The organism is Marinibaculum pumilum, from assembly GCF_042646425.1.
GTDB classification, from domain to species: domain Bacteria; phylum Pseudomonadota; class Alphaproteobacteria; order Ferrovibrionales; family Ferrovibrionaceae; genus Marinibaculum; species Marinibaculum pumilum.
In genome coordinates, this window is the sequence record NZ_JBHRTR010000028.1 from 118,716 (window position 1) to 140,000 (window position 21,285).

12 protein-coding genes are annotated in these 21,285 nt (G+C 69.6%); 11 read left to right on the forward strand and 1 reads right to left on the reverse strand.

What is annotated here, in order from left to right:
* Window positions 1-14 precede the first annotated feature (14 nt).
* Entirely contained in the window at window positions 15-3,020 is a 3,006-nt protein-coding gene (locus tag ACFOGJ_RS13305) for a hypothetical protein (protein ID WP_379901123.1), read from the reverse strand.
* Window positions 3,021-3,353: 333 nt separating this feature from the next.
* Here ACFOGJ_RS13305 and ACFOGJ_RS13310 point away from each other — a divergent pair, with 333 nt between their 5' ends.
* From ACFOGJ_RS13310 to gspD, 11 genes are all read left to right on the forward strand, one after another.
* Window positions 3,354-7,430, forward strand: coding sequence for a hypothetical protein (locus ACFOGJ_RS13310; protein WP_379901125.1), 4,077 nt, complete (start codon window positions 3,354-3,356; stop codon window positions 7,428-7,430).
* Between the two features lie 342 nt (window positions 7,431-7,772).
* The gene (locus ACFOGJ_RS13315) at window positions 7,773-11,984 is read left to right on the forward strand and encodes a hypothetical protein (RefSeq protein WP_379901127.1); all 4,212 of its coding nucleotides are present in this window, start codon (window positions 7,773-7,775) and stop codon (window positions 11,982-11,984) included.
* 131 nt (window positions 11,985-12,115) lie between these two features.
* A complete protein-coding gene (gene gspE, locus ACFOGJ_RS13320; RefSeq protein WP_379901129.1) occupies window positions 12,116-13,825 on the forward strand; it encodes a type II secretion system ATPase GspE in 1,710 nt (569 codons plus the stop codon).
* Window positions 13,826-13,830: 5 nt separating this feature from the next.
* A complete protein-coding gene (locus ACFOGJ_RS13325; protein ID WP_379901131.1) occupies window positions 13,831-15,054 on the forward strand; it encodes a type II secretion system F family protein in 1,224 nt (407 codons plus the stop codon).
* Between the two features lie 2 nt (window positions 15,055-15,056).
* Window positions 15,057-15,557 carry a Tfp pilus assembly protein FimT/FimU gene (locus ACFOGJ_RS13330; RefSeq protein WP_379901133.1) on the forward strand — a complete coding sequence of 167 codons (501 nt, stop codon included), beginning with the start codon at window positions 15,057-15,059 and terminating at the stop codon, window positions 15,555-15,557.
* Between the two features lie 100 nt (window positions 15,558-15,657).
* Window positions 15,658-16,026: a hypothetical protein gene (locus ACFOGJ_RS13335; protein ID WP_379901135.1), complete on the forward strand. Its 369-nt coding sequence runs from the start codon at window positions 15,658-15,660 to the stop codon at window positions 16,024-16,026.
* Window positions 16,023-16,754, forward strand: coding sequence for a hypothetical protein (locus ACFOGJ_RS13340; RefSeq protein WP_379901137.1), 732 nt, complete (start codon window positions 16,023-16,025; stop codon window positions 16,752-16,754). The genes ACFOGJ_RS13335 and ACFOGJ_RS13340 overlap by 4 nt, the downstream gene beginning before the upstream one ends.
* The gene (locus tag ACFOGJ_RS13345; protein WP_379901139.1) at window positions 16,754-17,878 is read left to right on the forward strand and encodes a PilN domain-containing protein; all 1,125 of its coding nucleotides are present in this window, start codon (window positions 16,754-16,756) and stop codon (window positions 17,876-17,878) included. The genes ACFOGJ_RS13340 and ACFOGJ_RS13345 overlap by 1 nt, the downstream gene beginning before the upstream one ends.
* Window positions 17,878-18,447, forward strand: a complete 570-nt coding sequence (gene gspM, locus ACFOGJ_RS13350; RefSeq protein ID WP_379901141.1) for a type II secretion system protein GspM — start codon at window positions 17,878-17,880, stop codon at window positions 18,445-18,447. Before ACFOGJ_RS13345 ends, gspM begins: the two co-directional genes overlap by 1 nt.
* Complete coding sequence (locus ACFOGJ_RS13355) at window positions 18,447-18,968, forward strand: hypothetical protein (protein ID WP_379901143.1); 522 nt, start codon at window positions 18,447-18,449, stop codon at window positions 18,966-18,968. Before gspM ends, ACFOGJ_RS13355 begins: the two co-directional genes overlap by 1 nt.
* Entirely contained in the window at window positions 18,965-21,283 is a 2,319-nt protein-coding gene (gene gspD, locus ACFOGJ_RS13360) for a type II secretion system secretin GspD (RefSeq protein WP_379901145.1), read from the forward strand. Before ACFOGJ_RS13355 ends, gspD begins: the two co-directional genes overlap by 4 nt.
* Window positions 21,284-21,285: the final 2 nt, after the last annotated feature.

Consider the following 21,285-nt stretch of genomic DNA (forward strand, 5'->3'; position numbering starts at 1 on the left):
CGGCCGGGGACGGGTCAGTTCCGGTCCCCGCCGCCGCCCATGCCTCCCGAGGCACCGCCATTGCCGGGCGGGAAGGGTTCGCCGTTCACGGTGACCTGGCCGTCTGGCCGGGTCTGCACCACGAAGCGCAGCGCCGGCCGGCCCTCCGGATCGGTCGCAGGCAGGCCCAGCTCGGCCAGGTAGGCGGTCATGCCGGCGGCCATCGCGCGCTCGCCCTTCTCCGGAATGCTCTTCACGATCAGGTCGCTCAGCCGCTCGAAGCGGGTCACGAGCAGGGAGACCTGCCCGGCCAGCATGGTCGCGGACTGGGGGTCGACGGCGAAGCCGCCATCGCCGTGCAGCGAGCCGCCCGCCGACCGCAGCAGCAGGCGCGGGATCTGCAGGTTCGGCTGCGCCTGCGCCAGCAGCATCGGCAGCATCTCGCCCTGATCGGCCAGCAGGGCAGTCGCCATGTCCTGCACCGGCAGCGGTCCGAGCTTCAGGGTCACCGCCAAGGTCTGCGGCACCAGTTCCGCCTCCACCGGCATGCCGGGCTGCGCACCGGGATGCAGCTCGTCCCCATCCAGGCGCAGTTCGAGCTCGGCACCGTTGGCGGCAACGCCGACGGCGGACAGCGCCAGCTCGATCCGACCGACCCGGCTCTCACCCGCGCCTCCGCCTGCATCGAACATGATCTCCCGGCCCGACAGCTCCAGGCCCAGCCCGTCCAGCGCCGTCAGGACGCCGCGGGCCGCGGCCGGCGCCTCATCGGCATCGGCCGCGTCATAGGCATCCACCGCCGCCTGCAGGCCGGCCAGGTTCCAGCCGCTGCCCGACAGCCGCAGGCGCCCCTCGCCCAGGGCGGCGGCCGGGGTCCCGTCGCGGTCGACCCGCAGGCCGGCAAGGGCATAGTCGATGCCCAGGTCCACCGGTGCGGCCGGCGCCGGCCGCTCCATCATCACGTCGATGCCGAAGCGGTCCAGGGCGATGCGCAGGAGGCCGGCTTCTTCCCCCTCCTCATCCGGTCCCTCGGCACTGATGCCGTCGACCCCGAAACTGCCGCCGATCCGCAGGGCGGTGTCGAGAACCTGGGCGCGGGCCTTCGGATCCTCAGACCGCAGGGCCTCGCCATAGGCGGCCAGGTCCACCCCGCGCAGCTCGGTCTGCAAGGTCGCGCCGTCCACGGCCAGGCGGAAGGGCGGTTCCGACGGTACGGAATCTGCCTGTTTGCCGGACAGCTTCCCCAGCCGGTAGCTGCTGATGCTGTCGAAACGGCCGTCGGGCATGATTCCCGCCCGGGACTCCCCGGCCAGCGTGTCGAGGACGAGCCGCAGGCCGTCCGGCGTTGCGACCTCGATGCCGCCAAGCGACATGCTGTGCCGGTCCACCAGCAGCAGTCCCGGCCGATAGCTCCAGTCGATCCGTTGCGTCCCGGCCGTGGCGGTCGCTATGCCCTCCTCGTCCGCAACCTGCAGGATGGGGTTCGCCCAGGTGGAAACAGCCTGCACCGCATCGCTGCCGGCCTCCGGCAGCAGCCGGCTACGACTGGTGTTCAGCAGGATCGGTCCGGCCAGGAACGGCGCGGTCGCCATCACCAGATGGTCGCCGTCGCGGCGGAAGGCCGGCGGGCCGAGCGGCCCGACATAGGGGGTGGAGGTATCGGCCAGGTCCGGCGTGCCCGGGACACCCTGCCCCACCGCGATCCGAAGCTCTTCCGCCAGCGCCGCCATCGCCGGATCGTCGATCGGCCCGGCCATCGGCACCAGCGCGCCATCCACGGAGAGGGCGACGATCCAGGCATCCCAGTTGTCCACCTCCTCCTCCCAGCCGGAGGCGGTGCCGGCGCTGGCCGCCCGGGGCGGCGGCACGAAGAACTCGCCGGCGGCGACAAGGCCGCCGTCCGGTCGCTGCCCCACCGCATAGAAGTGGGTGTCCCGTGGGCCGCGGAACCGCCGTGCCCAGAGCCAGTCGCCGTCCAGGCCCAGCAGGCCGGCAAAGGCATCCAGGTCGCCGTCCGGCCCGGTCACGCTGCCGACTGTCGCGATGGCCGTGCTGCCGTCGGCCAGCCGGACCGGCCGCGCATCCTCCAGCGTCCCCGGCCCGGTCGCGATCGAGCGGATCCAGCGGATCCCACCGTCCGGCGTCGCCAACATGACGGCAGCGGGGGCATCGTCGGCATTGCTCAGCGACAGGGCCATGACGGTGCCGCCACCGGGCATGGCGGCGGCACGGATCAGGCTCATCCGGCCGTCGGTGGGCAGGGCGGTCTCCGGCTCGCTGCTGCCGTCCTGTGCCAGCGCCACCAGGCGGATCTCGTTGCCGCTGTCCGTCGCCCTGTTGCCGGCGACCAGCAGGCTGCCATCCGCGCGCAGTATCATGCCTGCCACATCGTCCAGCTCCGGGATCGGGCGGCGCCACAGTTCGTCGCCGCCCGCGCTGGCGCGTACGGCGATGGCGAACGGCGCATCGTCCGGATCGCTGCCGCTCAGGCCCACGACGAGATCGCCGCCGGGCAATTCGGCCGCGGCAACCGCGGAGGACTGGCCGGGCACCTCGACCGCGTCGGCGGACCAGAGGATCCCGCCATCGGGCGAAAGTCGCCAGACGGCGGCATGGTAGCCGCCGTCGATCTCCGCATCGCCCAGCGCCAGGGTGTCGCCGTTCGCCAGGGGCGAAAGCCAGTAGATCGCGCCTGCATTGCCGGAGGGCAGCAGGCTGGACCGTTCCGGCAGGCCGCCGCCGTCGAAGCGCATCCACCAGGCCGGCGAGGTGTCCGGGCCGGTCGACAGGAAGCCCCCGATGGCGATGCCGCCATCCGTCCCGACCCGCAGGCCGAAGGCGACATCCTCGCCCTCCGCGCCATAGCGCAGGCCGCCATCGGGCGGCAGGTCGACCGCCTCGGGCGGCGGGGCGAGGAACGCATCCGGTGGTCCGCTGTCCTGTCCCAGGGCCGGCGCTGCCAGCAACAGTGCGGCGCCGGCGGCGCCAGCCAGCGACAGCCGGCGCCTGGCCGGCTGTCGTGGGTTGCGGCGGTTGGGCATGGCTTCCTCCTGTCCGTTCCTCGCGAGCGTCAAAGGAATAGCACGAGCGCGTGCCGCTTTGGGGCCGGCCGCAGGATTACCTTGCGTCCATCCCCGCCGCGGCACCCGCATCCGATGTGCCGTGCGGCATGAACGGACACCTGCCGGTCAGGATGTCGCCGGGATTCCGGGCCAAGGACGGCCGGCCGCAGCACGGCGCGTCCGCTGATCCCCAGGTTCAGGGCTTTGGCTGTGTTGGCGGATGACGTAGGATTCGCTTCCGGCACAGCCCTTTGTCGCTGCCTCCGCAGCTGAGAATCGGCAGCACGGTTGGCAAATGACTTGGAGGTTGCGATGCATCCACGCGTTCTCGGTACCAAGGGTGCCTCCTGCCGCCGGGTCGCAAGGGTGCTGGTGTTCAGCGGCCTGGCCCTGACAGGGCTCGCCGCCGTGACGCCGGCGCAGGCGGACACGGTCACCTGCACTGGCGAACTGCCGAAGCAGGACCTGACAATCGCCATCGGCGGCGGCACGTCGCCCCAGCCGGACGTGCTGGTCAGCGGCGCCTGTACGATCTCCGAGATCGGCGACTACTTCTACGGCAATATCAACATCGTCTCCGGCGGCAGCCTGACCTTCGTGGAGCCGGCGGAGCAGGACCCCGGCAAGCCGAACCGGACCAGCCTCTGGGCCGCCTCCATCGTCGTCGAGAATGGCGGCTCGTTGGCGGCGGGCGTCGGCAGCGGCGTCTCGCCCTACGGCAGCAACGGCAATATCCTGGACATTATCCTCTACGGCGCGAAGACGGACGCGGCCGCGACCTGCGCCACCCCGCAGGACGCCAATACCGGCCCTTGCGGCGTGCCGACGGCGATCTGGAATTCGTCGACGCCACAGAGCCTGCCGGGCGGCGTGACGGACTATTTCTACGCCTATCACGACATGTCGATGCATACCGGCGGCGCGGCATCGCCCAGCGACAAGGGCTATTTCGGCAACAAGGTGCTGGCCGTTTCCTATGGCGGCAGCCTGGCCCTGCATGGCTACAAGGGCACCACCGGCGCCGCAGCCGCCGATGCCGATCCGACCGCGACCGGCACCAGCTGGACCCGGCTCGCCGCCGACCTGGCGCCCGGCGCCACAAGCCTGACGGTGGCCGAGGCGGTGACCGGCGACTGGGCGCCGGGCGACCAGATCGCCGTGTCGACTACCGACTACCTGGCCAATCATACCGAGGCCTTCCTGGTGAACTCGGTCAGCGGCACCACGATCGGGTTCGACAATCTCGATCCTGCCGCCTCCGGCGGCGGCGCACTCTACCAGCACAGCGGCACCGCCTTCGACACCGCCACCGCCCTGGCCGATGCGCCTTCGGGCTTCACCACTGCCAATGCCGGCTCGCCGCTGCTGACCGCAGGCGAGACCCGTGCCGCAGTCGGCCTGCTCAGCCGCTCGATCCGCATCGTCTCCGGCGGCGACACCGCGGGCGAGCTGTTCGATTGGGAGCCCGGCCAGCAGGCCACCTATCCGGCGGGCACGAAGACCGCCACCGACAAGAACTCCAGCTACGCCTATGGCGGCCATGTGATGTTCCGGCAGGGTATCCAGTCCGTGCAGCTGCAGGGGGTGGAGTTCCGCTGGCTCGGCCAGGGCGGCCGCATCGGCCACTATCCGGTGCATTTCCACATGGCGCGCAAGGTCCCGGCCGGGACCCATGTCAAGGATTCCGCGGTCAACGAATCGATGACCCGCTGGATGGTGATCCACCGCACACAGGGCGTCACCCTGCAGCGCAATGTCGGCTTCAAGTCGATCGGCCATGGCTTCTACCTGGAAGACGCCACCGAGACCGACAACAAGCTGTATGCCAATCTGGGCCTGTTCGCCCGCGCCGCTGTCGACAACAAGGACAATCCGCGCAAGGTCCCGGGGATCCTGGCACCGGCTGCCGGCAACTGGTCGGCGAGCTACAACAGTGGCGGCAACCAGGGCCTGCAGTTCGCCTCGGACGCCGTCTACCCGACGGCGTTCTGGATCACCAACGGCTGGAACGACTTCGTCGGCAACATGGCCGCAGGCGCCGGCATGTGCGGCGCCTGCTACTGGCTGCTGCCGGCCTCCCCCAACCAGCTGCCGCCGACCAACATGTCCTGGTCCGGCTATGCGCAGATGGATGTCACCATCGCCGGCGGCTCGCCGCTGAAGCAGTTCTACAAGAACTACTGCTCGACGGCGATGCACTCGTTCATGGCGATCGGCGACGGCTCGCCGTGCTTCGGCGTACAAGGCTCGTCGGGCGGCAATGCCAACTATGTCAACGCGATCGCCAACCCCGACGCGCCCGCCGCGCCGGACACCAGCTACTATCCGAACCTGGCGGAGCTGCGCACCACCACCGTCTGCCCGTACGACAGCGCGACCGGCACCGCCGACTGTTCCAACACCCAGCCCTGCAACCACCTGACGCCCGATACCTGTGCGGTGACCTACCTGGATACCTACACCTCGTCGTTCAACTGGGCGGAAACGAATCTCGGCGCGATCTGGCTGCGTGGCGGCTGGAACATGGTTGACCGGCTGTTCATGAGCGACGTGCAGAACGGCGGGGTCGGCCTGATTTCCTCCGGCGACTATTCGCGCTCCTCGGCGCCGCTGGGCTACTGGTCGCTGATCGCCCATTCGGTGATGGTCGGCCAGACCCAGCCGGACAACAGCTATGCCAAGGAGTCCGGCCCGAAGGATGCCAGCGGCAAGAACATCTGCACCTTCACCGGGCCGGCCTGTACGGCTAAGGACGACGCGCTGTCGTTCCAGCTGTCGAACTGGTCCACCAACCGCATGCTCAATGTCTATGACGGTCCGTTCTACCAGGACGCCAACGCGTTCCTGGACATCACGACGTCGGACTGCACCAGCCTGGACAATTGCATGAACTACACGGTGCCGGGCCCGCGGCGGACGCCGGGCACCACGATCGGTGAGCAGAAAGGCTATCTGCCCAACGCCGCGATCGGCTGGAAGCAGCCGAACGGCTTCTACTATCCGCCGGCCTTCCACTCGCGGAACCTGTTCTTCGACAATGTCGACATCCGGCACTTCCTGACCCTGCCGCTGTTCGACACGGGGACCTACAACGGCAATGCCGCGGATGTGACCGCGCAGCTGATCAACCAGACCAGCGGCGCCATCTTCGCGGGCTTCACCGATGTGGACCGGCAGACGGTGCTGAACGACATCGACGGCACCCTGACCGGCTTCGAGGGCACGATCTCGGTCAACGAGGACCCCTATTTCACCGCGCCGGTGCAGGTCGCGGAATGTCTCTCGGAGAAGGAGATCCTGCCGGCCAATGCCTGCACCCCAAAGAAGTACGAATACGTTCCCGCGGCCCGGACCAGCCCGTACGACCACCTGACCCTGGCAATCGCGCCGCAGGCGACGGATGCCAACTGGGCGACGGATTGCACCAACCAGAACTGCTCCGGCGTGCGGCTCTACCGTCAGCTGCTGACCGGCGATTCCACGTCGCGGGAATACCAGAAGTGGAAGCAGGGCAATTGCGACGCCACGACCCCCGCGACCGATTGCGACTGGCCGTTCATCCGCATGGCCGGCGCGGCCATCGGCCAGCGCAGCGTGCTGACCGCCAACAACGGCACCTACTACATCGATACCTCCCGCAGCTCGTCGAGCCAGTCCGGCGAAGGCTTCAGCAATCTCAGCGTGTTCGAGGCGGGCAAGACCTATTACGCCTATTTCCTCTTCGCCAAGGAAGACACCAAGCAGACCTACCAGCTCTATGTCGGGGAAGGGTTCGACCTGACGAACGACCTGAAGTTCGTGATGATCTCCATCGACCAGGTGCCGTTCCAGCCGAACGCCTCGGCGACCCAGGCGATCCCGGCCGGCTGGAACGCCCAGCTGATCAAGGGCCCGGGCAGCGCCAACCCCGACGTGCTGGAAATCACGGTCGACTTCTCGCAACTGCCGCAGGTCGGCGGCCAGGACATCGTGCTCGATCCCGGTCAGGCGCCGACCGGCAGCCAGTCCGCCAGCACCTGGGGCTCCTGCCAGCCCAGCAGCTTCTGTGCCTGGAATGGCAGTACCTGCGGCTGTGCGCTGGATGCCAAGAGCCCCTTCGTCGGCCAGTCGCCCAGCATGCTCGCGACCTGCGAGACCGTCTGCAACGACTGGGCGGTGAAGGTGCTCGACTGCCCGACCGGCGGCTGTGTCGGCTTCAGCTTCACCCTGCCGTCCGGCTTCACCGCCAGCGACCAGCAGCGCCGGCCGCAGCCGCAGCCCTATCCGTCGACCGGCCCCTGGGCGACGACGGCGTTCCAGGCCGCGTCGCAGAGCGATGCCGGCGCCTGCTACTACAGTGCCGCCAACACGCCGACCCTGGGCAGCAGCAGCTGCGCGCCGACGGATTGACGGCCTCGTCCGCCGTGCCGCCGACAGTATAGCGGGCGAGGGAGGCCGCCGGTCGGCCGTCCTGGCGGCGGTACTGCCGCTTATCGCCGGCGGCCAGTCACGGAATTGCCCAATTCGCTTCGGTATTCCGCTGCAATTCCATGAAAGGTTGTTCCTTACATTGGATCAACTGGCGCCGCTTCGCTTGCTCAGCTAGGGTTCGTGGCGGGCGGCGGCAAATACAGAGCGGGGATTATCATGGGCAGCATTCCTGGATCATTTCGCGCGGCCGGCCTTCTGGCGGGCGCGCTTGCCGTTCTGGCCGCCGGGCCGGCATTCGCGAAAAAGGTCCCGCCGGACATCGTGACCTGCAACGGCGAACTGCCGCAGCAGTCCCAGGCCATCAGCATCGGCGAGAGCGAGAGCAGCCAGCCCGACCTTCTGGTCAGCGGCAGCTGCACCGTCTCCAAGATCGGCGACTACCATTTCGGCGACGTCAACGTGGTCGCCGGCGGCAGCCTGATCTTCGTGGAGCCGCCGCAGCAGGATCCGGGCAAGCCGAACCGGACCAACTTCTGGGCGGAATCGATCATCGTCGAGAATGGCGGCGCGGTGCTTGCCGGCGTGGCCGCGCCGATCGGCGGCCAGACCGTCGACCAGAAGCCCTATGGCAGCAATGGCAACACGCTGAACCTGATCCTGTACGGCGCCGACGGCAGCCAGGGCGATCCCTGGCAGAAGCCGACGGCCGGCGTGCCCTGCAAGCAGGAACGCTGCGGCATCCCGCAGGACGTGATCACCAATAGCGGGCAGAAGCTGGAACCGTTGCCGCCGCAGGCGGAAAGCTACGAAGACTATTTCTACACCTACCATCCGCTGAAATTCGAGGATGCCGACCACGACCGCTATTTCGGCAACAAGACCCTGGGCCTGTCCTATGGCGGCACCTTGCAGCTGCGCGGGCTGAAAGGTGCCACAGGCGCCGCGGCGGCCGACGGCGACCCGACCGCCACAGGCAGCGCCTGGATGCGTCTGGGCGACCATCTGGAGGCCGGCCAGACCTCCCTGAAGCTGGAAAGCGCCGTGCCCCCCGGCTGGCAGCCCGGCGACCGGATCGTGGTGACCGCGACCGACTTCGTGCCCAACCACCACGAGGAATTCGTCATCGACCGGGTGGAGGGCGATACCATCCACTTCCGCCAGATCGACACCGCGGCAGCCAAGGGCACCGCCGACGAAACCGCAAAGTCGGCCGCCGGCTGGCGCCACAACGGCAGGGTCTTTCCGCTGAAGGACCGGCTGGCAAAGGCCGGCGGCGCCTACAAGGAGGCGCACAAGGATATCGGCCTGATGGAGCATGGCGAGACCCGTGCGGCCGTCGGCCTGCTGAGCCGCAGCATCCGCATCGTCTCCGGCGGCGACAAGGTGGGCGAGCCGTTCTTCTGGGAAACTGCGGCCGAGCGCGCGGCCGCCGGCGCGAATGCGAAAAGCGCCACCGACCGCGACCCCAGCTACCAGTTCGGCGCCCAGACTGTGTTCCGCCAGGGCTTCGAGAAGTTGCAGCTGGAGGGCGTCGAATTCCGCTGGATGGGCCAGGGCGGCCGGATCGGCCACTACCCGGTGCATTTCCACATGGCGCGCCGGGTGCCGGCCGACACCTGGATCAAGGATTCCGTGGTCAACGAGTCGATGACCCGCTGGATGGTGCTGCACGCCACGCAAGGTGTCACCCTGCAGCGCAACATCGGCTTCAAGTCGATCGGCCACGGCTTCTACCTGGAAGACGCGACGGAGACCGACAACAAGCTTTTTGCGAATCTCGGTGTGTTCGCCCGCGGCGGGGTCCAGGGCCCCGACAATCCGCGCAACGTGCCGGGCATCTTCTCGATGCGGAACGCGCCGAACGACAAGGACCATCCCGACCGCCAGGCCAATACCAACCCGCAATTCTATACCCGCGGCGGTGACGACACGAGCCGGGTGCGGTCGGACGTGCTGTACCCGACCGCGTTCTGGATCACCAACGGCTGGAACGACTTCGTCGGCAACATGGCCGCCGGCGCGAATATGTGCGGGGTCTGCTACTGGATGGTCCCGGCCGGCAACAACGCCAACATGTCGGACTGGAAATGGTCGGGCTATGCCGCCCTGCAGCAGGCGATGCCGGGCACCGCGGCGCTGAAGCAGTTCTACGGCAATCACTGCGCCTCGGCGATGCACGCCATCAACGTCGTGGCCTCGCTCTCGCAATGCGAAGGCATCGACACCTTCGGCGGCGGCGCGGTCCCCCGCATCGAGCAGGTGGAAGCCAGCTATGCGCCGGAGCCGAAGCCGTTCGGCCAGGGCCTGGAGGACGACTACTATCCCCACATGACGGGGTACCGCATTCCCACGGCCTGCACGCCATCGGCGAACATGAACGATCCCGGCGACACCTGCGTCCAGATGGCGCAGGCGAAGCAGCAGTGCGAGAACGAGGATCCCGATCATTGCGCGCCGACGGTGATCGACAGCTTCACCACCCAGTTCAACTGGGCGGAGACGAATTTCGGCGCGATCTGGCTGCGCAGCGGCTGGAACCTGGCCGACCGGCTGTTCATGAGCGACGTGATGAACGGTGGCATCGGCCTGATTTCCGGCGGCGACTATACCCGGTCTTCGGTCCCGCTCGGCTACTGGGCGGTGCTGTCGCATTCCGTGTTCGTCGGCCAGACGCAGAAGGGCAACGGCTTCGCCGCCCCGGGCGGCCCCGTGGGAACCGACGGGATCTCGATCTGCGACGGCCGCAAGGAGGGCTTCAGCCACGGCAATGCCTGCCTGTCCAAGGCGGCATCGGTGTCCTACCCGCTGTCGAACTGGTCGACCAACCGGATGATCAACATCTATGACGGCCCGTTCTACCAGTTCGCCAACGCCTATCTGGACATCGAGCGGTCGGACTGCTCCGACATGAAGAGCTGCATGTTCATGGGACCGCCCGGCGTGCGGCGCGACCGCGACGCGTCCGGCAAGCCGGCCCAGAAGGGCTATCTGCCCAATGCGGCGATCGGCTGGAAGCAGCCCAACGGCTTCTACTATCCGCCGGCCTTCCATTCCGCGGCGCTCTATTTCGACGATGTCGACATCCGGCACTACCTGACGGTGCCGCTGTTCCACTACGGCACCTACAAGACCGACATCGACAAGATGAACCAGGAGTTCGCGCAGAACGGCTTCGCCCCCTATGTCGGCGAGTGGTTCAACAATTTCACCGACGTGGACCGGCAGACCGTGCTGAACGACATCGACGGCACCCTGACCGGCTTCCGCAAGACGATCTCGCTGAACCAGGACCCGTTCTTTTCCGCCCCCGTGCAGGTGCCGGAATGCCTGTCCCTGAACGACGTCCTGCCGGGCAATTCGGCCTGCGCGCAGCCGAAGAGCCAGATGACGCCCTACACCCCGACGGCGCGGACCAGCCCCTATGAGCATGTCACCCTGGCGATCCAGCCCAGCTGTGCGCTGAAGGGCAGCCTCTGCGACCAGCAGGTCTGGTCCGCACCCTGCGCGACCCCGAACTGCTTCGGCGTGCGGCTGTTCCGGCAATACCTGACCGACGGCACGAACGGCGGGGTCGAGCGGGAATGGCAGGCCTGGGAGAAGGAGTGCAAGGCCAGTCCGTCGGACCAGAAATGCCTGCGGCCGTTCGTCCGGATGGCCGGCGCGAACCTGCACCAGCGCAGTGCCCTGACGGCCAATCACGGCAAGTACTACATCGACACCACGCTTTCGGCGAAGCAGCAGCGAGATTCCGACGCCCTGCTGGTCGACGGTCCGGCGCGGACGGTCAACGAGTTCAAGGGCGGCCAGACGTATAACGTGTTCGTGCTGTTCGCCAAGGACCAGCCGGAGAACTTCACCCGGCAGACCTACCAGATCTATGTGGGCAAGAACTGGACCCAGGCGGAAGTCGACGCCAACGTGAAGGGTATCAGGGTCCGCGTGCCGACCACCGAGTTCGTCACCGACCCGATGGACTGGCCGCAGGGCTGGGAGCGGAAGATGGTGAACGGCCCCGACGGCCAGCCCAACGTGCTGGAGGTGACGGTCGACTTCTCCAAGCTGCCGAACATCAACCTGAACCCGAAGACCTCCGCCGACACCTGCAAGCCGGTGACCTTCTGCCAGCGTCAGGGCGGCAACCCGGACACCGCAGGCATGACGCCGGCGCAGGTCGAGAAGATGGTGGTCGACAAGCCCTGCGGCTGCGGCCTGCAGAGCGACAGCCCGCTGCTGAGCCAGAGCAAGTCGCTGAAGTACAGCTGCGAGGCCGTGTGCAAGAGCTGGGCGGTGATCGACGTCGACTATCCGGCCGCCGGTGCTGTCGGCTTCAGCTTCACCCTGCCGTCGGAGTTCAAGGCCGACGGCAGCTACCACCGGCCCAGCCCGGAGCCGTTCCCGACCGACAGGGCCGGCTCGGCCTGGAAGAGCGTGGGCTTCGACCCCGTCACCGACGCGGCGGAGGCCGGCGCCTGCCTCTACAAGCAGGCGCAGATCCCGACCCTTACCGGCGGTACATGCCGGGCCTATGACTGAACAGGGGCCCGCACCGGTCCCGACCCGGTCACGGGCCGGGACCGGTGCTGCTTTGTCTTTGACCGCGCAAGCCCCCCTGGGTCATCCTCTAGGTGCTGCGCCACGCAGCGGGGCGCCGCGCGGGGAGCCGGATGGACGGTCCGAAACGTAGCCTGAACGGTGGCGCCGACATCGAATCGGTGCTCGCGAACCGCGGCCTGCTGAACGAGGCGGCGCTCGACCGGCTGCGCCGTCTCGAGGCGGAGAGCGGCGAACGGTTGGACCGGATCGCCGCCAAGCTCGGCATGGTGTCCGACTCCGACCTGGCCGGGGCTTATGCGGACGCCCTGGGCAGGCCGCTGGTCCGGGTCGAGGATTTCCCGACCGAAGCGGTGCTGCCGGAACGGCTGCGCGCCGCCTTCGTGAAGCGGTCCAAGGCGATCCCGCTGGCGGAGACCGAGGACAGCCTGGTCGTGGCGATGGCCGACCCGCTGGACGAGACCGCGGTGCGGGCGATGCAGTTCGCCACCGGCAAGCGGATCGACTGCCGCGCCGCCCTGCCCGCCGATATCGACACCGTCTACGAACGGCTGTACGGCGAGGGACGCGGCGCCAATGACGACCTCTATGCCGCGGCGGGCGAGGGCGACGACGCCTTTCACGATTCCGACCTGGAGCGGCTGAAGGACCTGGCGAGCGAGGCGCCGGTAATCCGCCTGGTCAATTCCCTGGTCGGCCGCGCGGTGGAGATGCACGCCTCCGACATCCATATCGAATCGATGGAGGCGGGACTGCGGGTGCGCTACCGCATCGACGGCGTGCTGCGCGAGATGGACCCGCCGCCGGCGCGCCTGCGCAGCGCGATCATCTCGCGCATCAAGATCATGTCGAAGCTGGACATTGCCGAGCGCCGCCTGGCTCAGGACGGCCGGATCCGGCTGGCGGTGCGCGGCAAGGAGATCGACTTCCGCGTCTCCACCACCCCGGCGATCCACGGCGAAAGCGTCGTGCTGCGCATCCTGGACCGCGACAACCTGAAGCTGGAGTTCGCCGCGCTGGGCTTCGACGACACCCAGCTGCCCGCCTTCCTGGAGGCGCTGCACCGGCCCTATGGCATCGTCCTGGTCACCGGCCCGACCGGCAGCGGCAAGACCACCACGCTCTATGCCGCGCTGACGGAGCTGAACCGGACCGACACCAAGATCCTCACCGCCGAGGACCCGGTGGAATACATGCTGGAGGGCATCAACCAGGTCCAGGTCAAGGCCGATATCGGGCTGACCTTCGCCAGCGCCCTGCGCAGCTTCCTGCGGCAGGATCCCGACATCCTGATGATCGGCGAGATCCGCGACCTGGAGACGGCGCAGATCGCGGTGCAGGCCGCCCTGACCGGGCATCTGGTGCTCTCCACGGTGCATACCAACGATGCCGCCAGCGCGGTGACCCGCCTGCTGGACATGGGGATCGAGAACTATCTGCTGACCTCCACCGTCAACGCCGTGCTCGGCCAGCGGCTGGTGCGCCGGCTCTGCCCGTCCTGCCGGGAGGCCTATGTGCCGGCGCCGGAACTGGTGGCGCAGATCGACCTGAAGCCCGGCATCATCGGGCCGCATGCCCACCTGTACCGGCCGAAGGGCTGCGGCGAATGCACCAACGGCTTCGCCGGCCGCACCACCGTCCTGGAGCTGATGGTGCTGGACGACGCGATCCGCGCGCTGGTGATGCGCCGGGCGGAGGCGCGGGAGATCCAGCTGGAGGCAGTGCGCAACGGCATGCAGACGATGTATGCGGACGGCCTGCGCAAGGCGCTCGCCGGCATCACCACCATCGAGGAGGTGCTGCGCGTGTCGCGCAGCACCTGACCTCGATGGCGCGGTTCGAATACCGGGCGCTGGCGGCCAATGGCGAGATCGTCACCGGCGAGATCGAGGGCCCGGACCGCAAGACCGTACTGGACCGCCTGCACGATCAGGCCCTGCTGCCGATCCAGGCGATGGAACGGGACGCCGGCTCCGGCAAGGGGTTGGGACTGCAGCTCTCGCTCGGCGACGACAAGGCGTTTCCCCCGGGCGAGCTGGCGCTGTTCGCGCAGCAGCTGACCCGGCTGCTGAACGCCAGGCTGCCGCTCGACCGCGCGCTGGAGATCCTCGTCGACCTGATGGAGAAGAAGAAGTCCAAGAAGATCGTTGCCAAGCTGCTGGATCGGGTGCGCGACGGCGCCGGCCTGGCCGACGCCATGGCGGCCGAGCCGGGCGTGTTCCCCGGCCTGTGCATCAGCATGGTGCGGGCGGGCGAGGAAAGCGGCGCGCTGCCGGTGGTGCTGGCGCGGGTGGCGGATTTCTTGGGCAAGAGCGAGGCGATCCGCCAGCGCATCACCTCGGCGATGATCTATCCGACGATCCTGACCGTCGCGGCCACCGCGGCGGTCGTGCTGATCCTGACCCTGGTGATGCCGCAGTTCGAAAGCCTGTTCGCCAATGCCGGCGCCGACCTGCCGACGGCCACGGTGATCGTGATGGCGGCCAGCGACGGGCTGCGCGGTTATTGGTGGGCGATCCTGGCGGGCATCGGCGGCCTGGCGGCGGTCCTGCAGCTGCTGTCGCGGCAGGACTGGTTCGTCGTGTTCCGCGACCGCAGCGTGCTGCGGCTGCCGCTGCTGGGCCCGCTGATCACCCGGATCGAGGTCGCCCGCTTCAGCCGCAGCCTGGGCACCCTGCTGGGCAACGGCGTGCCGGCCGCCCGGGCCCTGGCCCTGGCCGGGGCGACGGTCACCAATCGCACCCTGGTCGATGCGATCGAGGCACTGGCGATCCGCTTCAAGAGCGGCGAGGGGCTGGCGCGATCGCTTGAGCAGACCGGGCATTTCCCGGACCTGGCGATCCGGCTGATCCAGATCGGCGAGGAAACCGCGCGCCTGCAGGAGATGCTGCAGGAACTGGCCGGCATGTACGAGCACGATGTCGAGCGGATCCTGGAACGGCTGCTGGCCCTGCTGGTGCCGGCGATCACCCTGGCGATGGGCGCGCTCGTCGCCATGATCATGGGCGCGGTGATGACCGCTCTGGTCAGCATCAACCAGCTGGGGACATGACGGTGGCGGGGCCGGCTGAACGGCTGCGGACCCGCAGGTCCGACAGCGCGGCTGCGGGCCGCCGCGGCGATGGCGGCTTCACGATCCTGGAGGTGCTGGTCGTCCTCACCATCATCGCGATCGCGATGGCGGTGATGCCCTCGCTGCTGACCGGGATCAACAGTGCCCGCCTGCGCGCCGCGGCCCTGGACTTCGTTGCCGCCCTGCGCGAGGTGCGCGGCCATGCCAGCACTTCGCAGGCGCAGGTCGACGTGCTGCTGGACCTGCAGCGGCTGCGCTACAGCCTGTCCACGGCACCGGAGACGTTCCGCCCGCTGCCCGCCGTCGTCGACAGCATCGCCGTGGCGCCGGAGCGGCTGGTGACCGGCGGCAGCCGTGTCGCGCGGCTGCGCTTCCTGCCCGACGGCTCCGCGACAGGCGCGCGGATCTCGCTGCACAACGGCAACCTGTCCTACACCGTGGAGATCAACGGCCTGACCGGGGCGGTGTGGCGCGATGGCTAGGGGCGTGCCACAGCGCAGCGGGACGTGTCCAGCCACGGGCGCCGGGACCTGCCCCGGGACGTCTACCGGGCCGCGGCGGCCGGGGAACGAGGGCTTTCTGATGCTGGAGGTCATCGTCGCCCTGGCGATCGCGGCGCTGGCGTTCGGCTACGCCTATCCCGCGATCTCCGAAAGCCTCAACCGGCTGCGCTTCGACCGCGACGGGGCGGCGGCGGTGGCGGTGGCGGAGACGCTCCTGGACCGGGTCGGCTACGACCTGCCGCTGCAGCCCGGCAGCCAGGCCGGCACGGCGGACAACGGCATGGCGTGGCAGCTCGCCATCGCCCCCTACGAGGCCCAGCGCCCGCTGCCGCAGTCCGGCGTCACCGGGCTTCAGGTCGCGGTCACGGTGCGCTGGCGCGACGGCACCCTGTCCCGCGAGGTGCAGCTGCAGACGGTCCGGGTCGCCCGCGACACGGGGGGACGGTGACCCCGCCCCGGCAGGTCCTGCGCCGCCTGCGGGCCCGCGCCCGCGCCCGCGCCGTGCGCGGCCCGGCGGGCGGCCGGAGCGGCGAGTCCGGCATGCTGCTTCTGGAAGCACTGATCTGGGTGGCGCTGCTGTCGATGCTCGCCGTGATGATCGGCGAAGGCGCCAGCCTGACGACGCGGGCATGGAGCAGCGCGGAACGCCAGACCAACCAGGTGGACGACCTGGAGACCGTGCGCACCTTCCTGCGCCGGATGATCGTGCATGCGCAGCCGGCGCTGGCTTCGCCGGACCCCGCCGACCTTCGCATCGCGTTCGACGGCGGTCCGGACCGCCTGACCCTGGTGGCGCCGCGATCCGGCCAGGTCGAGGCCGGGCAGTGGCTGCTGCAATCGCTATCGGTGGCGCCCAAGGACGGCGGCAGCGCCCTGTTCCTGACCTGGCAGGGATCCGCCGGCGGCATCGGCCCGGGCGCCCCGAAGGCACCGGTGCTGGACGGCGTGACCCAGGTGCGGTTCCGCTATTTCGGCCCGCCGGAGGGCGGCGGCGCCGCCGCCTGGCAGGACGACTGGCGCAATCGTACGCAACTGCCGTACATGGTGCGGATGACGATGGAACGCAGCGGACAATCGGCCGCCGCCTGGCCGGACTTCGTGGTCGCGACCAAGGTGCGGGCCAATGCCGCCTGCCGCTTTCGGCCCGGTGCCGGCGGCTGCCAGCGGGGACAGTGATGGCAGGTGCGGTTGACAGCCTGCGGCAGGACCTGGACGACCGGGCGCGGGCGGCGCTCGCCTGGTGGCTGGGTGAACTGCGGGACCTGCTGCCGCGCCGCGGCGGACAGGCGGCCCGGCAGGCGCCGGTGGCGCTGGAGTTCGCCGGCGACGCGGTGCGGCTGCGGGTACACCCCTCGGGCGGCGGCCGGCCGGTGGTGGCGGCGATCGACCCTTCCGCGCCGGATGCCGCCGCGGCGCAGGTTCAGGCGGCGCTGCGGCAGTGCCGGCGGGCCAGCGGGGTGACGATCGAGCTGCAGCCCGACACGGTGCTGGAAACCGAGCTCAACCTGCCCCGCGCCGCCGAACGGGCGCTGCGCCAGATCCTCGCGAACCAGATGGAGCGCATCGTCCCGCTGCCGCCGGACGAGGTCGAGTTCGCCCATGCCGTCCTGCCGCGCAGGGGTGGGGGGGAGCATCTGCGGGTCCGCCTGACAGTCGCCACCAAGGCGACGATCGCGCAGGCCCTGGACCTGGCCCGCCGCCTGCGGTTGCGGCCGGAGCGGGTGGTGGCGGGCGCCGGCGGCGGCCAGCCGCCCGCGGTGCTGTGGCGCAGCGACCGGGACGAGGCCGGACGGCCGCTGCAGCGCCGCCTGCGGGACATGCTGGAACTCGGTGCCGTCGGCCTGCTGGTGGCGGCCTTCGCGTTCTACGTCATCCGGCTGGACCAGCAGGCGGAAAGCCTGCAGCAGCTGGCGGCGGACAAGGGCCGGCTGGCCCAGGCGGCGATGAAGCTGGCGCGCCAGCGCGAGACCACGGAGGCGGCGCTGGCCATGCTGCAGAAGCGCCGCGCCGAGCCGGCGCCGCTGCAGATCCTGAACGAACTGACGATCCTGGTGCCGGAGAACAGCTGGGTCAGCCGGGTGCAGGTGCAGGGGCAGAAGGTGGAGATCGTCGGCGTGTCGCCGAACGTCTCGAAGCTGGTGGACAGCCTGAACCGGGACCAGCTGTTCGCGAACCCGAAGTTCCTGTCGCCGATCACCGGCACCGAGGACGGCAAGGCGCAGCGCTTCGACATCTCGATGGACATCGTTACCGGCGTGGCGGCGGACGAGCACATCCACGACCAGCGTGCGAACCCGTGATGGACGGCCTGTCGAAACCGGTGCGGCGCGCCCTGGCCCTGGCGATCCTGGTTGCCATCCCGCTGCTGGCCTGGCTGCTGGTGATCTCTCCCCTGGCGGGTATGGTCGCTTCGCGCCAGGCGGCGATCGCTGCGGAGATCGACCGGCTCAACCGCCTCGACGAGGTGGCCAGCCGGATTCCGGGGCTGCAGCGGCTCGACAAGGCGCTCGCCGACCGGCTGAAATCCGGCGGCGAGGTCTGGGAAGAGCGCAGCGACACGGTGGTGTCGGCGAACATGGAGACCCTGGTGCGCGGCATCGTCGAGAAGAACGGCGGCAGCCTCGCCAGTTCCTCGCCGCTGCCGACGCGCAGCGAGCAGGAGTTCAAGCTGGTGCGGGTCCGCTTCAAGATGAGTGGGCCGCTGGACATGGTCGAAAAGACCCTGGAGGCCGTCGCGCAGGCCAGGCCCGCGCTGTTCGTGGAAGGCTTCCAGATCGAGGTGCCGGCCAACGCCTCGCCGCCGGACAAGCCGCCGGTCCTGAACCTCGACCTCGATGTCATGGGCTACCTGCAGGAGGTGGCGGGCTGATGCCGGCCTTTGCCAGCAGCCCGGGCGTCGCACTGGCCTGGCGGGCCGGCCTGTTCGGCGCGGCCGCGGCCGCGTTCTGGTGGGCGATCAGCCTGCCGCCGGTCTATCCCTATCAATCGACCGCGGCGGCGCCGCCGGCCGAGGCGGCGCCCGCCGCGGCCGATCCGGCCGGGTCGCAGGGCGCCGGATCGGACAGCTATCCCGACATCGCTGCGCACCCGCTGTTCTATCCGTCGCGCAAGCCCTGGACCCCGCCGCCCCCGCCGCCGCCGCCCAAGGCGGACGAGACGCCTGCGGCGCCCCCCCTGAACGGCTATACCCTGGTCGGGGTCGTCATCAGCGGCGACCGGCGCAGCGCACTGATCAAGGAGCCCAGCGGCAGCAAGACCCTGGTGCTGGAAACGGGACACACGCTGGACGGCTGGAGGCTGCAGGACGTGATGACAGACAAGGTCAAGTTCGAATCCGGGAAGCAGACCTTTGAGCTCGCCTTCCCGCGCCCGGCGGAGCGCAAGGGGTGAGGCCGCAGCGCCCCTTCCCGGTGCGGGGCTGGCCGCTGCGGGGCTGGCCCGCCCTCGCGTCCGGCGCCCTGGCCCTGGCGCTGCTGTCGCTCGCCGGCTGTTCCGATTTCGAGGAGCGCTTTCCCAAGATGGGGCCGATCGGTTCCGCGCCCGGGCCGAAGACCCTGGTGCGGGACGCCTCCCCCACCGCCCGGACCACAGACACGGCGTCGGAGGGGCTGTCGATCGACGGCGGGCCGCGGCCGCCGGCGCAGGTGGTGATGGGCACCGGTGCCTTCGCCAACCTGCCGGCGCTGAAAAGCAGCGCGGGGATAGAGATCCCGCCCGGCGACCCGGTCACCCTGGATTTCGACGGGGTGGACGTGCGCGACGTGCTGCGCAGCGTGCTGGGCAACCTGCTTGGCCTGTCCTATTCCGTCGATTCCGCGGTGCAGGGCACCGTGACCCTGAAGACCGGGAGCCCGATTCCACGCGACCAGGTGCTGTCGGTGCTGACCGATGCGCTGCAGCTGGCCAATGTCGTGCTGGTGGAGCGCGACGGCGTGTTCCTGGCGCTGCCGGCGGACAAGGCGGCGCAACAGGCGGCGCTGGGCGGCGGCGCAGGGCTGGTCACCCGGATCGTGCCGGTGCGCTATGTCAGCGTCGCCGACCTGCAGAAGGCGCTGCAACCGCTGACCCCGGCCGGCACCACCGTGCAGGCGGATCAGGCGCGCGGCCTGCTCACCATCACCGGCCCGGCGCAGGACGTGGCGCAGGTGGAGGAGAATGTCGAGGTCTTCGACGCGGACTTCATGCGGGGCATGTCGTTCGCGGTGATCCCGCTGCGCTATGGCCGCGCCAAGGAGATTGCGGACGAGGCCAACGCGATGCTGGCCACCGCCAGCCCGTCGGCGAAGGACGTGGTGCGGGTGTTCGCGGTCGGCCGCCTGAACGCGGTGCTGGTGACCTCGCGGCAGCCCGGCTATATCGCGCGGATGCGCGACTGGCTGGACCGGCTGGACCGCGGCGACGAAAGCTCGCAGCCGCGGATCTACGTCTACCGGGTGCGCAACGGCAGGGCGACCGACCTGGGCCGTGTGCTGAGCGAGGCGCTGGGCATCCAGCAGGCCGGCGGCGGGGGCGGCCCGGGCGGCGGCCCGGGCGACGGCAACGGCCTCGGCAGCGACGGGCTGGACGGCTCCGGCTCGGGCAGCGGATTTGGCAGCGGGCAAGGCGGCGGCCTGAGTGGCGACGGGCTCGATCCCGCCACCCCGGCGACCTCGCCGGTGGCATCCAACGACCCGGCGCCGCCGCCGAGGGCAGGTGCCGGCCCGCTGGGCAGCGTCGGCGACGTGGCCCAGCTGGCCGCGGGTGCGACCGACCGCGCCGGCGTCCCGCCGGTGCGGGTCAGTGTCGACCGAGCCAACAATGCCCTTGTGATCGTGGCGCCGCCGCGGCTCTATCGCGATATCGAGGCGGCGCTGGAGAAGCTGGACGTGCCGCCGCTTCAGGTTCTGATCGAGGCCACGGTCGCCGAGGTCACCCTGGGCGACAATCTGTCGCTCGGGCTGCAATACGCCTTCCAGAGCGGCAATTTCGCCGGTGTATTCGCGCCGAACGTGGCGGCGACCACCGCGGCCACAACCACGACGGCCGGCGCTGGCGCCGGCACGCTGGCCAACTTCCCGGGCTTTTCCTTCGTGCCCGGCGCCAACCTGCTGTACACCACCGCCTCCGCCTCGGTGATGCTGCAGGCACTGTCGCAGCTGACGACGGTGCGCGTGCTCGCCGCGCCGAACCTGATGGTGCTGAACAACGGCACCGCGCGGCTGCAGGTCGGCGACCAGGTGCCGACCCAGACGCAGACCTCGACCAGCACGATCACGCCGAACGCGCCGACGGTCAGCAGCATCCAGTACCGCGACACCGGCATCATCCTGCATATCCGGCCACGGGTGAACGACAGCGGCCTGGTGGTGCTCGACATCTTCGAGGAGATCAGCCAGCCGGTGGCGACCCAGTCGTCGGAGATCAAGTCGCCGACCATCCAGCAGCGCCAGGTCACCAGTTCGGTGGCGGTGCATGACGGCGAGACGATCGCCCTTGCCGGCCTGATCGACGATCGCGAGACCCGCGGCAATTCCGGCGTCCCCTGGCTGCAGGAGATCCCGGTGCTGGGCTATCTGTTCGGTACCCGCAACGACACCAGGCGGCGCACCGAACTGCTGGTGATGATCACCCCCCGCGTGGTCCGCGGGCGTTTCGATGGGGAGGCGGTCACCGACGAGCTGCGTGAGCGGATGCTCCAGGTCGCGCCGCTGGCACGGCGGAGCTGACG